We start from the raw sequence: 13,106 nt of genomic DNA on the forward strand, positions 1-13,106 counted from the left end.
AATCTCGCTCAAATTGGGCAAAATCATCAGCCGGCAGCCGACGCTTTTTCCAGAAGATCGGCATAATGCCGCCGCGCCACGTCGGGATGCGACCTCAACCGGCTTTTCAGCACATTGGTTCCGACATTGCGGAACAGCGGATTGTCGGGGTCGCTGGCCGGACCGCGCGCTTCGGCCGCCAGTTCCTTCGGCAGGTCGAGCAGCGGGATCGTCGCGTCGAGCCGTGCACTGAAGAAGAAGGGAACCGAAATGCGCTCGACACCGGCCGGCGGCGTGATCACGCGGTGCACTGTCGCCCTGAGATAGCCGTTCGAGGCCAGCTCCAGCAGCTCGCCGATGTTGACGACGAGCGTTTGCGGGATCGGATCGACATCCACCCAGCTGCCGTCATATTCGACCTGCAGGCCCTTGTTCTCGTCCTGCAGCAGAAGGGTCAGAAAGCCGCCATCCTTATGCGCGCCGACGCCCTGGTCGTCTCCGGTGGCATCGCGGCCGGGATAGCGCACGATCTTCATGCGATGGTTGGGCTCACCGCGATAGATCGGATCGAAGGCATCCTCCGGCTGGTCCAGCGAAAGCGCGAAGGCCTTGAGCAGGCGGATCGCCACCTCCGTCGCCTTGGCCTGCCAGGCAAGCAGGGCCGGCTTGAGATCGGGAAGTGCGGCAGGCCACTGGTTCGGCCCCTGCAGCCGCGTCCAAGCCGGCACGCCCGGCGCTTGCGAAATGGTCGTGCGCTCGACACCGATGTCCAACTGCTCGCGCCAGTCGGCCTTGCCTCTCGTCAGTTCGCCGCCGGCGCGCGTATAGCCGCGAAATTGCGGCGATTTCACCATTTCGATGGCGAGCTTGTCGGCTTCCGGCAAGGCAAAGAAGCGGCGCGCGGCGTCGAGCACCGCATCGATTTCCGGCTGGGGGATGCCATGGCCGCTGAGATAGAAGAAGCCGACATCGCGGGCGGCGGTGCGCAGATCGAACAAGAAAGTCCGCAGTTCCGACGCGCCCTGTTCCAAGCGGTCGAGATCGAGCACCGGGATTATTCTGGGCATAGACAGGCTCCTCTTGCGGTAACTCGTTGTTACGCAATTCCGGACGGAAAACCGCTGCGCACTTTTCCTGGAATTGCTCTGGCGACCCCACTGCACGATCACATGCGCGTCATCGCCGGTGAAGAAACGCACCGACCAATCTCATTGCAAACGGAGCAAGCCGGCGCCCAATTCCCGGCTTTTGCGGCAAATTGCGTTCGCGCCGCCATCCATGCCTCGCCCTACCCGCGAGGGTCCAGCCGTGCGACCAGCCGGTCGCCGATCCACTGGATGCCGCAGACCAGCACGATCAGAACGATGACCACCGCGACCATGACGCTGGTCTCGAAGCGCTGATAGCCGTAGCGGATGGCGAGATCGCCGAGGCCGCCGGCGCCTGCCATCGCCGAAGCGCCGACAAGCGTCACCAGCGTCACCGTGAAGCCGGCGACGATGCCCGGCAGCGACTGCGGAAAATATTCTATCACTTGGAGCACGCCGACCGCCACCCGTGTCGCCGGCACGGCTGAAGCCGTCAGAACGTCTCGACCCAGGGCCTGAGTTCGACCTCGAAGCTCCATGCGCTGCGATGCTGGCGATGGACGGCGAGATAGGTCTCCGCGATCGCGTCGGGCGAGAGCCGGCGGTCCGGCCGGTCGGGCTCGGGCGCCTGTCCGGCCGGCTCGATCTGGCCGTCGATGATGAAATGCGCGACATGGATGTTCTTCGGTCCGAGCTCGCGCGCCATCGACTGCGCCAGCCCGCGCAGGCCGAATTTCGGCATGGCAAAACCGGCGGAACCGGAAAAGCCCTTGAGACTTGCGCTGGCGCCGGTGAACTGGATCGAGCCGGAACCACGTGCCAAAAGCCGGCGTGCCGCCTGCTGGCCGATCAGGAAGCCGCCATAGGCGCCGACAAGCAGGGCTTGCTTGACCGCCTCTGGATCGAGCTCGGCGATCGGGCCGCGCGTGCGGCCGCTGGCGTTGAAGACGGCAATTTCGAGCGGCCCTGCCTTGTCGGCCGCCTCGAACAGCCGCTCGACGGAGGCCGTGTCCGACACGTCGGTTTCCACAGCCTGCGCGCCGGTTTCCTTGACCAGCGCGGCTAACTTGTCGACATTGCGCGCGGCGAGGACGACGCGAAAACCTTCCCTGCTGAGAAGCCGTGCCAATGAAGCGCTGAGCCCCTGCCCCGCGCCTGCGATCACCGCAACGTTGGCTGCCATGTCGTGTCCTCCTTACGAAAATCGATCCGGACAGTCGGCCCGCCGGTGTCCTTTGTCCGCAGCCTCGCGCCTTCTTCGCCGGGAGGCAAGAACGGTGTTGCTCCGTTTTCACCATTCGACGCAAAAAGCCGCCGGCCCACGCGGCGGCCTGCTTGGGTGCAGCGAGACACTTGCCTGACGAGCCGATCCGTCCGACACGTGATTTGAACTGCGATTCGAGGAACGACCATGGAACCAATCTGGGCCGTCGGCCTGATGACCGGCACGGTGCTCGACGGCAACATCGATGTTGCACTGATCAAGACGGATGGCGAGCGCATCGCCGACACCGGCACCTATACTCTGGCCCCCTATCCGCAATCGATCCGCACCCTGCTCGAAGAAACGCTGCGCCAGGCGCGTGCCTGGAATTTCGAGGGACCGAAACCGGCGATTTTTCGCGAAGCCGAAGAGGCGCTGACGCGGGCGCAGTCGGCGGCGGTCAGGGACCTGGTCGAGAGCCAGGGGATGGGCATGGACGATATCGGTGTCGTCGGTTTCCATGGCCAGACCGTGCTGCATCGCGCGCCGCAGCCGGGCCGGATCGGCCGCACGCGCCAGCTCGGCGACGGCGAGCTGATGGCCTCGCTGCTCGGCACCAAGGTCGCCTATGATTTCCGCTCTGCCGATGTCGCGGCCGGCGGCCAGGGCGCGCCTCTGGCTGCCGCCTATCATGCGGCGCTGCTCAAGGAGGCGGATGCCAGCGGCGACACCGCCGTGCTCAATCTCGGCGGCGTCGGCAACATCACCTGGTGGGACGGCAAGGACAATATCGTAGCCTTCGACACCGGGCCGGCCAATGCGCCGGTCAATGATTTCATCAAGGCGCAAGGCCTCGGCGAGATGGACCGCGACGGCAGACTGGCTGCCGCAGGCAAGGTCGATGAGGAACGGCTCGCCAGGCTGCTGCAGCATCCGTATTTGACAAAACCGTATCCGAAGTCGCTCGACCGCTTCGACTTCACCGCGGCGATGGCCGAGGGACTCGGCGCGGAGGATGGCGCGGCGACGCTGACAGCCTTCACCGTTTCCGCTGTCGGCAAGGCGCTCGACCTTTTGCCGCGCCGGCCGAAGCGGCTCGCGGTCAGCGGCGGCGGCCGCCACAACCCGACGATGATGGCGATGCTGGAGAGCCGCGCCGGCGTCGAGGTCGTGCAGGCCGAGACGCTCGGCTGGAAGGGCGACGCTGTCGAAGCGGAGTGCTTCGCCTTCCTCGCCGTGCGCGTGCTGCGCGGCCTGCCGATCAGCTTCCCGAGCACCACCGGCGCGCCTCAGCCGATGCGTGGCGGAAAACTCGCGGGCTGATCAGATCGCGCATGTCGCCCTCCCAAAACGCACTTTGGGCATCATGCATCAGAATTTCTTCTGCAGGAAAATGCGGCTGCGGCCGACGGGAAAGTCGGGCAATTTGCCGAACGGTTCATAGCCCTGGCGCCGATAGACTTTCTCGGCGATCGGATTGAAGGTGTCGATCCAGGCGCCGTGGCAGCCGCGCACGATCGCCTCTTCTTCGGCGGCGTCGAGCATGTCGGCGGCCATTCGCCGGCCGCGCAGCTTTTCGTCCACCCACAGCCACTGCACATAAAGCCAGCCCCAGGCGGTATAGCCGGAAATGCCGGCGACGATGCCGCCATGCTCGTCGCGCATGAAAACCGCCAGCGACTCCCGGCCTGACGCGCCGACATCGCCATCGTTGAAGGCGGTAAGGCTCCCGCTCAGGAAAGCGAGGTCCTGCGGCAAGGGCTCGGCGGTGATCTGGAGCGTCGTCTTCATCGGCTGCGACTCCGGTTCGGAAGCCAGCCTTAGAGCAATTCCAGGAAAAATGTGAAACGGTTTTCCGTCAGGAATTGCGTAAAAACAAAAGGGGTGGAAAGGGCGAAGAGAGACGCAAGCCTATTGCCGAAGGATGCCCGACCGCCACGCCGCGGCCGACGCCGCCACCAGCATCAGTCCGGCCGCGATCAAGGCGCAGTTGGCGAATCCGAGGCCGGTGTAGAGCGGGCCGAAGCCGGCGGTGCCGACGGTGACGGCCAGATAGGTTACCGCGCTGTTCAGCCCCATGATGGTGCCGCGCCGCGACGGATCGAGCGCGGTCAGCCGCATGACCAGCACGTTCAGCCCGAAATGATTGGCAAGGCCCCACACGGCTATTGACGCCAGCAGCAAGGCTAAACTGCCGCTCGCCAGGGCGATCGCGACATAGACGGCGGCGACCAGCAGATAGGCGAAGGGCATGACACGTCGCGCGCCGAGGCGGTCGATGACGCCATCGAGCAATGCGGCGGCGCCGAAGCCGAGGCCGTAGGCGACCGCCGCCAGACCATTGGTGCTGACCGGCTCGCTGAGGGCTTCATGGAGATGGTCGCCGAGATAGCCGTAGACGCCATAGAAGGCGGTCATGAAGGCGCCGCAGGCAATAAGCAACGGCAGGATGCCTGGAACGGCGAGCGCGCCGAGCGGCGACGGCGCAGGACCACTTTTCCTGGTGTCGTGCAGCGAACTCATCGCCAGGCCGGCAACGGCAGTTCCCGCCAGCAACGCCACGGCGGCGAAGACGGCGCGCCAGTGGATGAGATCGGCAATCACGGCCGACAGCGAGACGCCGGCGACCATGGAGAGCGTCCAGCCGGTCAGCACGACGCCGATGGTGCCGCTTTCGCGGCCGGGCGGCGCGATCGCGGCCGAGCTGGCATAGATCGCGGGCATGGCGATGCCGGCGGCAACGCCGGCTACCAGCTGGGCCGTCACGAGCAACGCGACCGTGGGCGCCAAAGCGCTGGCGACAAGGGCTAGCGCCAGCAGCAGCAAGGCGCCTTGCAGCATGCGGCGCGCGCCGATCCGGTCGATGTATCGGGCAAGGAAGAGCGCGCTGGCCGACGTGCCGAGGCCAAAGGCGGCGGCAGCCGTCATCACCGCCGGCACGCTGGCGCCGAACGATGCCGCGACGGCCGGCGCGATCGGTCCAAGAACCAGCGAATTGGAGCCGATCACGGCGATGCAGCCCGTCAGCAAGTAGGCGGCCGCCGGAATCGGCGCGCGGGGCGCCGCAGTCAGAATTGCTGATTGATCACTGTTCGACATATCATCATAATGGCCGAATTGAATTCCGCAGCAATGGAGAATTTCCATATGGAAACAGAAACAGATGATATTCAGCGGAACAAGCATCCGGCCCGCGAGATCGACCCCATCGACCGAAAGATATTAGGCGTTCTGGTCGAGGACGCGACCATCAGCTATGCCGAGCTCGGCGAGCGTGTCGGCCTGTCGCCGCCGGCGGCGCATGAGCGGGTCAAGCGGCTGAAGCGCAGCGGCGCCATCCGCGCCACATCGGCGATCATCGATCCAAGGGCGGTCAAGAAGCCGCTGCTCGCCTTCGTTCATATCGACACCAGGGGCTGGGGCAAGACGCCGGAACTGATGGCGGTATCGAAATATCCGGAGGTCGAAGAGATCCACACGGTCGCCGGCGACACCTGCATGCTGCTCAAGGTGCGCACAGAGGATACGCGCGCGCTGGAAGGCCTGCTGGCGCGCCTCTACGACACCCCCGGGGTCACCTCGACGCGCAGCTATGTCGTGCTGTCGACCTATCTCGAGCGTCCGGTGCAGCCCGAGATCACGAGCGAATGGCCGGCGCCCAAACACATGGCTGCCCCGGTCTATTAGGTCGCCGCGGGCTCGCCGAGCCCGCGACGCACAAGCAGGTAAAGCGCCGCGACATGCGTGATCATCAGCAGCGGCACGTAGAGGATCGGGATCGCATAGGTAGCGCCCAACTGGCCGGCATGTCCGGGAAGGTCGAGCATGGTGCCGTGGTAATAGTCGCCGACAAGATCGACCACGCCCACAAGGTTGAAGGCGACGACAAGCGGCCAGAAGATCGACGGCCTCGCCACCGCGAGCAGTGCCAGCATGGCGAGCAAGCCGGTCGCGAAGTCGCCATAGGCGGCAAAACTGGCAAAGCCCCCGGGTAGGTCCGGTCCGGTGACGCCCGGAATAAGGAACACGAGCCCGAAGAAACGGAAGCTGTGCAGCGTCGCGATGGCGCGCTGCGCCTCTGTCGGCTCCATGGACTTCAGCCTTGGCCAGATATAGGCGCCGAAGCAAAGCAGCCACGGCACGTAGCCGAGCGCGAGATGGATGTTGAAGATCATCGCCGGTGACATCTTCGCCTCCTAGTGTTAGTTCGCGCAATTCCGGACGGAAAACCGCTGAACACTTTTCCTGGAATTGCTCAGTTGACTGGAACGGCTTCGAACACCGCTGTCAGAATGCCCAGCCGGCCTTCCATGAGATTGCGCCCGAGATTGGTGGTGAATTCCGCGAAACCCTGCCCCATGACGACGCCGAGGTTGAGCGAAGGCGGCGGGCCGGAGGCGCGGAGCTCAGCGAACCAGACCTTGGCGGCAGCCGTGTCGTCCTTCTGGACAAGCGCGCCGAAGCCGGCGGCTTCGATCGCCTTGCAGGTCACGTCGGCCGTCAGCAGGAAGCTTTCGCTTGGCGTCTTCGCCCACGGAACCGGATAGTGCGGGTCGCCACCATTCAGCACGACGTCGAAGGTCGCGAATTTTCCGCCCGGCTTCAGCACCCGCCTGATCTCGCGGTAGAGCCGCGGCCGGTCGGCAATGTTCATTGCCACGTGCTGCAAAAGCACGACATCGAACCGGCCATCTTCGAAGGGCAGCTCCAGCGCGCTCCCGTTTTCGAACGACACTTTGCCGTCCTGCCCGGTTCGCGCAGTCAGGTAACGCGCGGCCTCGACGAAGGGTTCGCTGAGGTCGACGCCGGTCACCTCGCAGTCATAGGTCGCGGCAAGAAAGCGGGCCGGCCCGCCAACACCCGATCCGACGTCGAGCACCGACATGTCGGCGGTGATAGCCGCAAGACTGGCCAGCTCGGCGGTGGCCGCAAGCCCGCGGGTGTGGAACTGATCGAGCGTGGCCAGTTGCTCGGGCATCAGCCGCTTTTCCTCCGGCCCAAAGACCGTCAGCGCAGTCTTCAGGCGTTCGCTCAGGCCGGTCGCACGGTAGTGATCGCGCACGCGATCGAGGTCTTCGGTCATTGCCACTTTCCCTTTGGTGTTCCAGGTCACGGAACAAATACGACCGCTTTCTGCCGACAACTATCCGCGATAATGTCGATGGGTCATGAAGCAGAACTTCACAGTCAGGCATGGCGCGCTCGACGGCGTCGAGGCGTTTTTGAGCGTGGCCAGGCACCGCAATTTCCGCAAGGCGGCGGCCGAGCTGGCCGTCACTCCGTCAGCAATCAGCCAGGCAATCCGCACGCTGGAAACACGCATCGGTGCCGCGCTCTTCGTCCGCACGACGCGCAGCGTCGGCCTGACAGAAGCCGGCGAGCGCTTTTTCGCTCGCGCCCGGCCGGCCTTCGAGGAATTGATCGCCGCAAGCGAGATCGCGCGCGGGATCGGCCAGCGGCCGGCCGGGCTGTTGCGTATCTCGGTGCCGCCGGCCGTTGTGCCGGTGCTGCTGGAGCCGATGATCGCCTCCTTCTGCCAGGCCTATCCCGAGATCGAGCTCGAGATCGTCGCCAGTGGCGAGCTGGCCGATCTCGCCGCCGAGGGATTCGACGCCGGCATCCGCATGGGCGATTTGATCGCGGCCGACATGGTCGCGGTCCGGCTGACGCCTCCCTTCCCGATGATGGTCGTCGGCAGTCCCGATTATTTGCGCCAGCGCGCGATGCCTCAGCGCATCGAGGATCTGCGCGACCACGCCTGCCTGCGCCTGCGCCGCTCGAACGGTTCGGTCGCGCCATGGTCCTTTGCCGACGGCAACAAGGCTGTCGAGGCGATCGTCTCGGGACCGCTCATCGCGCACGACTATCCGTCGCTTCTCGGCGCGGCGATCCAGGGCGTCGGGCTGGCCCAGGTGCCAAGCCCGATCGCCGAAGCGCCGATTGCCGATGGGCGCCTGCTGGCGTTGCTCGCCCGCTTCGCGGTAACCTCGCCGGGCATTTTCCTCTATTACCCGGAAAGGCACCAGGTTCTGCCCAAACTGCGTGCTTTCATCGACCACATCAGGCAGCCGGGCGGCGTTGATGCTTCCCCGAAGCGATCGGGTGGACGGCGATCTCAGACCTGATGCATCATCGCCGGGACTCCGGTCGCCAGCGCGCTACCCCTTGGCGTGCCAGGAAAGGAACCGGCGGATCTCCTCCCGCTTGTCTTCCGACAAACCGGCAAGCTGGCTCTCGTCCTGATATCCTTCCCGGATGAGAACGCCAAAAACGACGGTCAGCTGCGAATAACGATAGTCGAACATCTGATCGATCTTTCGGCGTTGCTGCCGCAGATAATCTTCGATCTCCCACATGTCATCAGGTGTCGCCACGGCACCGACCTTGCTTTTGAGCTCGGTCATCGTCTTGCCGAGCGCCACCTCCAGCGCCGCATCGAAAGCGCGGCGCGCGACCTTCTTTTCGGACGACGACCACCTGCGTTCGTTGACGTTCACCGATATCTCCCTGGAGAGTTCCTACCTCACTGCCTAGGCAATCTAGCGCAGGCATCAGCGTCAAGCATCTCTCATCTTCGCGCTCGCGTCCTTTCCGCTGCCACCAGGAGATCGACGAAGGCGCGCACCTTGGCCGGCCTAAAACGGGCCGGCGGATAGACGGCATGGATGCCGCCCGACGGCAGGTTCCAGTCGGCAAACACCCGCACGAGACGGCCGGCGGCGATGTCGTCCTCGACGGCGAAGTCCGGAAAGACGCCAAGCCCGATGCCGGCGATGACGCAAGCCTGCACCGCGGCGGTCTTGTCGCAGATCACGACCTGATTGAGCTCGGCCAGCACCGTCTCGCCATGTTTCGAGAACAGCCACTGGCCGGTACCGCGCAATTGCGCGTTGCCGACCCATGGCAGGGATTTTGCGATCTTCGGGCTGACATCGGCTGGAAGGCCCGCCGCGAGCTTCGGAGTTGCAACGACGAATTGCTGCAAGGTCCCCAGGCGCCGCGCCTGGTTCGAGGAATCGGCGAGCCAGCCGATGCGGATGCCGAGGTCGATCCGCTCGTCGACCAGGTTGCTGATCGCATCGTCGAAGATCGCCTCGACCTTCACCTTCGGGTATTTCCTCAGATACTCGGCAATGGTCGGGGCAACGATCTTGGCGCCGTAATCGAGCGATGCGGTGAGACGCAGCGTCCCGGTCGGCCTGCCCGCGCTTTGCGAGATATCGCCATAGGCCGCTTCCGCTTCGCGCAGGATGATGGCGGCGCGGTCGTAGAACCGCCGCCCCTCCTCCGTCGCAGTGACACGCCTGGTCGTGCGCTGCAACAGCGTCGCGCCAAGCTCCGCTTCAAGCTTGCCCACTTGATGGCTGACCACAGCCTTGGCGACGTCGAGGCGATCGGCTGCGGCGGTGAACGATCCTGTCTCCACCACAGTGGTGAAATAGACGAGCCGGTTGAGATTGAGGAGGTCGGCCATTGCAATTGTCTGATTTGATCAGACAGTTTGTATGATTGATCGCGGTTTTTTGCAACCAGCCGAACTGCCACTTAGCCCGGAGACGACGCTCCCCGGACAGATGGCAATGACCGACACCACCGTGACCTATCTTTTCGACCCGCTCTGCGGCTGGTGCTACGGCGCCACGCCGATGCTGGACAGGCTCGCGGCAAGCGGCATCGCGATCGACCTGCTGCCGACCGGCCTCTTCTGCGGCGCCGGCGCCCGGCCGCTGGATGCGGGCTTTGCCGCCCATGCCTGGGCCAACGACCAGCGCATCGAGCGGCTGAGCGGGCAGCGCTTCAGCCAGGCCTATCTCGACAATGTGCTCAGTGTTCGCGGCACGCTGCTTAACTCCAGCGCCGCAACGCTCGGCATCAGCGCCGCGGGCCTTGACGATCCGCGCCAGCGGCTGCCGGCATTGAAGGCGACCCAGCACGCCCGCTATGTCGACGGCCGCGACATCGTGACGGCGGACGGCGTCCGCCAAGTGCTGGCCGATGCAGGGATGGCGGACGCCGCCAAGGCGATGAAGGCGCCGACGGACAAGGTGTTGGCCGCGCATCGCGAGCTGGTCAGCCGCGGACGCGCCCTGTTCCAGCGGCTGCACGCCAACGGCGTTCCCTCACTCGCCATCATCCGTAACGACGCGCCGCGGCTGATCGGCTCGAATGCGCTGTTCGGCAGCTACGACAATCTCGTCGCCCATATCCAGGCGGCCTGATCCCGGTCCTCCCCCCAAGCAAAAGGAACTTCCATGAAGATCGCACTCATCGGCGCCTCCGGCCAGGTCGGCTCGCGCCTGCTCAAGGAACTCTCCGATCGCGGCCATGCCGTCACCGCGATTGCCCGCAACCCGGAAAAGATCGCTGCGCTGCCGGGCGTCACCGCCAAGAGGGGCGACGCTTTCGACAGGGACGCGCTGGCCGCGTCGATCAAGGGCCACGATGCCGTGATCAGCGCGGTGCATTTCACCGCAAGCGATCCCGATACGCTGATCGCGGCCGTGCGCGCCTCCGGCGTCAAGCGCTACCTGATCGTGGGCGGCGCCGGCAGCCTCGAAGTCGCACCCGGCAAGCGCCTGGTCGACACGCCGGAATTTCCGGCGATCTACAAGAGCGAGGCGCTGAAAGGCGCCGACTTCCTGGAGAAGCTCAGGACCGTCAGCGACCTCGACTGGACCTTCCTGTCGCCGTCGGCCCTGTTCGTCGCGGGCGAACGCACCGGCAAGTTCCGGCTCGGCAAGGACACGCTGCTGGCAACCGACAAGGGCAGCAGCATCTCCTTCGAGGACTATGCCATCGTCATGGCGAACGAGATCGAAAACCCGAAGCATGTCCGGCAGCGCTTCACCGTCGGCTATTGAGGCCTCCGAATTCAGCGCTTTGTGATGGGCCGCCGGACATGGCGGCCCATCATTTTGCGGCGCGGGACTCGATCAAGGATTGGATGCGCTCGGCGTCCGCGCGCGTGACGGGATTGTAGACGATCATGCCGAGTTCCGGACGGCCGTCGACCGCGAAGACGGAGAACTCCAGTTCGATCCGCCCAATCTCGGGGTGCCGCAGACGCTTCACGCCTTCGCCATGCGCCGGGACGACGTCATTGTCGCGCCACAGCGCCGCGAACTGCGGACTCATGCGAGACAATTCTTCAACCAGTTCGGTGACCTCCGCTCCGGCACCGGCACGGACAGCATCGGCCCTGAACGAGCCGACGACGAAGCGGGCGACACTCTCCCAGTCGTCCTGCGCTTCCTGCACGCGCGGATTGCCGAACATCAGGCGCAAGATGTTGCGCTGCTCGCGTGGCAGCTTGGAATAGTCGGTCAGCATCGCCGCCGCGGCACGGTTCCAGGCGACCACATCCCATGTCGCGGTCTTGATGATGGCCGGGCTGGGATCGAAAGCATCGAGGACGCGCTGCAGGCGCGGCGTCACGCTGTCCACGCCTTTATAGCGGACTTCCGGCGGCCGCCCGAGGGCCAGCATGAACAGATGCTCGCGCTCGGGCTCGGTCAGCATCAGTCCGGTCGCGATGCGGTTCAGCACGTCGGCGGAAGGCGCGCCACCCCGCCCCTGCTCCAGCCATGTGTACCAAGTCGGGCTGATATTGGAGCGCTGCGCCACCTCCTCGCGGCGCAGCCCCTGGGTGCGCCGACGCCCTGTGGCGAAGCCGAACGCGGTCGGATCGAGGCGCATGCGGCGATCGCGAAGAAAGGTGCCAAGCTTGTTGGTCGTCTCTCTGTTGGCGGTCTCTTGGGGCATTGCGAACCTGTTGGCTATTATACCATGATAAAGTCACTACTTTAACAGAATGATTTATAGCGCAAGAAGGACCTCCGAACAACATAGGAGACCTCGCATGCGTGTATTTCTCACCGGCGCGACCGGCTTCATCGGTTCCAGGATCGTGCCCGAACTTCGTGCCGCCGGGCACCAGGTGCTCGGCCTGACCCGCTCCGACGCCGGTGCGCGGTCGCTTGCCGCCCAGGGCGCCGAGGTGCATCGCGGCGACCTCGAAGACCTCGACAGCCTGCGCGACGGCGCGGCAAAATCGGATGCGGTGATCCACACTGCCTTCGACCACAATTTCTCGAATTTCGTCGCGAATTGCGAGAAGGACAAGCGCGTGATCGAAGCGCTCGGCGGCGCGCTCGCCGGCTCGGACCGGCTGCTCCTCATCACGTCGGGCGTCGGCATGGGTTCTGCCGAACATGGGCAGCCGGCGAAGGAAGATGTCTTCAATACCGACCATCCCAACCCGCGCATCCTGTCGGAGCTTACCGGCGCGGCGATGGCCGAGAAGGGCGTCAAGGTATCGGTGGTGCGGCTGCCGCAGGTGCATGACACGGTGAAGCAGGGCCTGATCACGCCGCTCATCGAGCAGACGCGCGCCAAGGGCGTGTCGGCCTATCTTGGCGAGGGCCGCAACCGGTGGTCGGCGGCGCATGTGCTCGATGTCGCCAAGCTCTACCGTCTGGCGCTGGACAAGCAGGAAGCCGGCGTGCGCTACAACGCCGTCGCCGAGGAAGGCATTGCCATGCGCGAGATCGCTGAAGTGATCGGCGCCAGGCTCGCCGTGCCGGTGGCATCGCTGTTACAGGAAGAAGCGGCGAACCATTTCGGATGGCTTTCCATATTCGCGGGCCTCGATTTGCCGGCCTCGAGCGAATGGACGCGCGCGCATCTCGGCTGGCAGCCGACGGGACCCGGCCTTATCGCCGACCTCGAGCGGATGGATTATTCGCAGGCAGCCGCGGCCTAAAGCGCGTCGCGCTGAAACGGATTCAGGCGACGCGCTTTTAAGTCCTTGTTTTTATGCATGTCGTTGTCCCAGA

At 64.9% G+C, this 13,106-nt stretch carries 15 protein-coding genes and 1 pseudogene; 6 read left to right on the forward strand and 10 right to left on the reverse strand.

What is annotated here, in order from left to right; all coding sequences use genetic code 11:
• Positions 1 to 26: 26 nt before the first annotated feature.
• The 3 genes and pseudogenes from ACWGS9_RS09205 to ACWGS9_RS09215 form a co-directional block, all read right to left on the reverse strand.
• Positions 27 to 1,046 (reverse strand): isopenicillin N synthase family dioxygenase, encoded by a 1,020-nt coding sequence (locus tag ACWGS9_RS09205; RefSeq protein WP_454504942.1) that lies wholly within the window; start codon positions 1,044 to 1,046, stop codon positions 27 to 29.
• 221 nt (positions 1,047 to 1,267) lie between these two features.
• Positions 1,268 to 1,498: pseudogene (locus tag ACWGS9_RS09210) on the reverse strand (ABC transporter permease); the annotation flags it as partial.
• 62 nt (positions 1,499 to 1,560) lie between these two features.
• Entirely contained in the window at positions 1,561 to 2,250 is a 690-nt protein-coding gene (locus ACWGS9_RS09215) for an SDR family NAD(P)-dependent oxidoreductase (RefSeq protein WP_454504943.1), read from the reverse strand.
• A 228-nt stretch (positions 2,251 to 2,478) separates the two neighbouring features.
• Here ACWGS9_RS09215 and ACWGS9_RS09220 point away from each other — a divergent pair, with 228 nt between their 5' ends.
• Positions 2,479 to 3,594, forward strand: coding sequence for an anhydro-N-acetylmuramic acid kinase (locus ACWGS9_RS09220; protein WP_454504944.1), 1,116 nt, complete (start codon positions 2,479 to 2,481; stop codon positions 3,592 to 3,594).
• 48 nt (positions 3,595 to 3,642) lie between these two features.
• Here ACWGS9_RS09220 and ACWGS9_RS09225 read toward each other — a convergent pair whose 3' ends face one another.
• Complete coding sequence (locus tag ACWGS9_RS09225) at positions 3,643 to 4,062, reverse strand: GNAT family N-acetyltransferase (protein WP_454504945.1); 420 nt, start codon at positions 4,060 to 4,062, stop codon at positions 3,643 to 3,645.
• Between the two features lie 120 nt (positions 4,063 to 4,182).
• Positions 4,183 to 5,370: an MFS transporter gene (locus ACWGS9_RS09230; RefSeq protein ID WP_454504946.1), complete on the reverse strand. Its 1,188-nt coding sequence runs from the start codon at positions 5,368 to 5,370 to the stop codon at positions 4,183 to 4,185.
• A gap of 48 nt (positions 5,371 to 5,418) precedes the next feature.
• Between ACWGS9_RS09230 and ACWGS9_RS09235 the strand changes: the two genes are divergently transcribed.
• Entirely contained in the window at positions 5,419 to 5,958 is a 540-nt protein-coding gene (locus tag ACWGS9_RS09235) for an Lrp/AsnC family transcriptional regulator (protein ID WP_454504947.1), read from the forward strand.
• Here ACWGS9_RS09235 and ACWGS9_RS09240 read toward each other — a convergent pair.
• Positions 5,955 to 6,458, reverse strand: a complete 504-nt coding sequence (locus ACWGS9_RS09240; RefSeq protein ID WP_454504948.1) for a hypothetical protein — start codon at positions 6,456 to 6,458, stop codon at positions 5,955 to 5,957. The genes ACWGS9_RS09235 and ACWGS9_RS09240 overlap by 4 nt on opposite strands.
• A gap of 68 nt (positions 6,459 to 6,526) precedes the next feature.
• A complete protein-coding gene (locus tag ACWGS9_RS09245; protein WP_454504949.1) occupies positions 6,527 to 7,354 on the reverse strand; it encodes a class I SAM-dependent methyltransferase in 828 nt (275 codons plus the stop codon).
• Positions 7,355 to 7,439: 85 nt separating this feature from the next.
• Between ACWGS9_RS09245 and ACWGS9_RS09250 the strand changes: the two genes are divergently transcribed.
• The gene (locus ACWGS9_RS09250; protein ID WP_454504950.1) at positions 7,440 to 8,396 is read left to right on the forward strand and encodes a LysR substrate-binding domain-containing protein; all 957 of its coding nucleotides are present in this window, start codon (positions 7,440 to 7,442) and stop codon (positions 8,394 to 8,396) included.
• 33 nt (positions 8,397 to 8,429) lie between these two features.
• Here ACWGS9_RS09250 and ACWGS9_RS09255 read toward each other — a convergent pair whose 3' ends face one another.
• Positions 8,430 to 8,768, reverse strand: a complete 339-nt coding sequence (locus tag ACWGS9_RS09255) for a hypothetical protein (protein ID WP_454504951.1) — start codon at positions 8,766 to 8,768, stop codon at positions 8,430 to 8,432.
• 71 nt (positions 8,769 to 8,839) lie between these two features.
• Positions 8,840 to 9,745, reverse strand: a complete 906-nt coding sequence (locus tag ACWGS9_RS09260) for a LysR family transcriptional regulator (RefSeq protein ID WP_454504952.1) — start codon at positions 9,743 to 9,745, stop codon at positions 8,840 to 8,842.
• Positions 9,746 to 9,851: 106 nt separating this feature from the next.
• On the opposite strand from ACWGS9_RS09260, the gene ACWGS9_RS09265 reads away from it, so the two are divergent.
• Both ACWGS9_RS09265 and ACWGS9_RS09270 read left to right on the forward strand, forming a co-directional pair.
• The gene (locus ACWGS9_RS09265) at positions 9,852 to 10,490 is read left to right on the forward strand and encodes a DsbA family protein (protein ID WP_454504953.1); all 639 of its coding nucleotides are present in this window, start codon (positions 9,852 to 9,854) and stop codon (positions 10,488 to 10,490) included.
• 33 nt (positions 10,491 to 10,523) lie between these two features.
• Positions 10,524 to 11,132, forward strand: coding sequence for an NAD(P)-dependent oxidoreductase (locus tag ACWGS9_RS09270; RefSeq protein WP_454504954.1), 609 nt, complete (start codon positions 10,524 to 10,526; stop codon positions 11,130 to 11,132).
• 49 nt (positions 11,133 to 11,181) lie between these two features.
• Here ACWGS9_RS09270 and ACWGS9_RS09275 read toward each other — a convergent pair whose 3' ends face one another.
• Positions 11,182 to 12,033: a helix-turn-helix transcriptional regulator gene (locus ACWGS9_RS09275; protein ID WP_454504955.1), complete on the reverse strand. Its 852-nt coding sequence runs from the start codon at positions 12,031 to 12,033 to the stop codon at positions 11,182 to 11,184.
• 97 nt (positions 12,034 to 12,130) lie between these two features.
• Here ACWGS9_RS09275 and ACWGS9_RS09280 point away from each other — a divergent pair, with 97 nt between their 5' ends.
• Complete coding sequence (locus ACWGS9_RS09280; RefSeq protein ID WP_454504956.1) at positions 12,131 to 13,033, forward strand: SDR family oxidoreductase; 903 nt, start codon at positions 12,131 to 12,133, stop codon at positions 13,031 to 13,033.
• Positions 13,034 to 13,106: the final 73 nt, after the last annotated feature.

The sequence above is a fragment of the Mesorhizobium sp. Arg314 genome (assembly GCF_053714275.1).

Bases quoted from the DNA above. Each gene is read 5' to 3' on its own strand.
- ACWGS9_RS09205 (WP_454504942.1), bottom strand. From the start codon at position 1,046: ATGCCCAGAATAATCCCGGTGCTCGATCTCGACCGCTTGGAACAGGGC.
- ACWGS9_RS09215 (WP_454504943.1), bottom strand. From the start codon at position 2,250: ATGGCAGCCAACGTTGCGGTGATCGCAGGCGCGGGGCAGGGGCTCAGC.
- ACWGS9_RS09220 (WP_454504944.1), top strand. From the start codon at position 2,479: ATGGAACCAATCTGGGCCGTCGGCCTGATGACCGGCACGGTGCTCGAC.
- ACWGS9_RS09225 (WP_454504945.1), bottom strand. From the start codon at position 4,062: ATGAAGACGACGCTCCAGATCACCGCCGAGCCCTTGCCGCAGGACCTC.
- ACWGS9_RS09230 (WP_454504946.1), bottom strand. From the start codon at position 5,370: ATGTCGAACAGTGATCAATCAGCAATTCTGACTGCGGCGCCCCGCGCG.
- ACWGS9_RS09235 (WP_454504947.1), top strand. From the start codon at position 5,419: ATGGAAACAGAAACAGATGATATTCAGCGGAACAAGCATCCGGCCCGC.
- ACWGS9_RS09240 (WP_454504948.1), bottom strand. From the start codon at position 6,458: ATGTCACCGGCGATGATCTTCAACATCCATCTCGCGCTCGGCTACGTG.
- ACWGS9_RS09245 (WP_454504949.1), bottom strand. From the start codon at position 7,354: ATGACCGAAGACCTCGATCGCGTGCGCGATCACTACCGTGCGACCGGC.
- ACWGS9_RS09250 (WP_454504950.1), top strand. From the start codon at position 7,440: ATGAAGCAGAACTTCACAGTCAGGCATGGCGCGCTCGACGGCGTCGAG.
- ACWGS9_RS09260 (WP_454504952.1), bottom strand. From the start codon at position 9,745: ATGGCCGACCTCCTCAATCTCAACCGGCTCGTCTATTTCACCACTGTG.
- ACWGS9_RS09265 (WP_454504953.1), top strand. From the start codon at position 9,852: ATGACCGACACCACCGTGACCTATCTTTTCGACCCGCTCTGCGGCTGG.
- ACWGS9_RS09270 (WP_454504954.1), top strand. From the start codon at position 10,524: ATGAAGATCGCACTCATCGGCGCCTCCGGCCAGGTCGGCTCGCGCCTG.
- ACWGS9_RS09275 (WP_454504955.1), bottom strand. From the start codon at position 12,033: ATGCCCCAAGAGACCGCCAACAGAGAGACGACCAACAAGCTTGGCACC.
- ACWGS9_RS09280 (WP_454504956.1), top strand. From the start codon at position 12,131: ATGCGTGTATTTCTCACCGGCGCGACCGGCTTCATCGGTTCCAGGATC.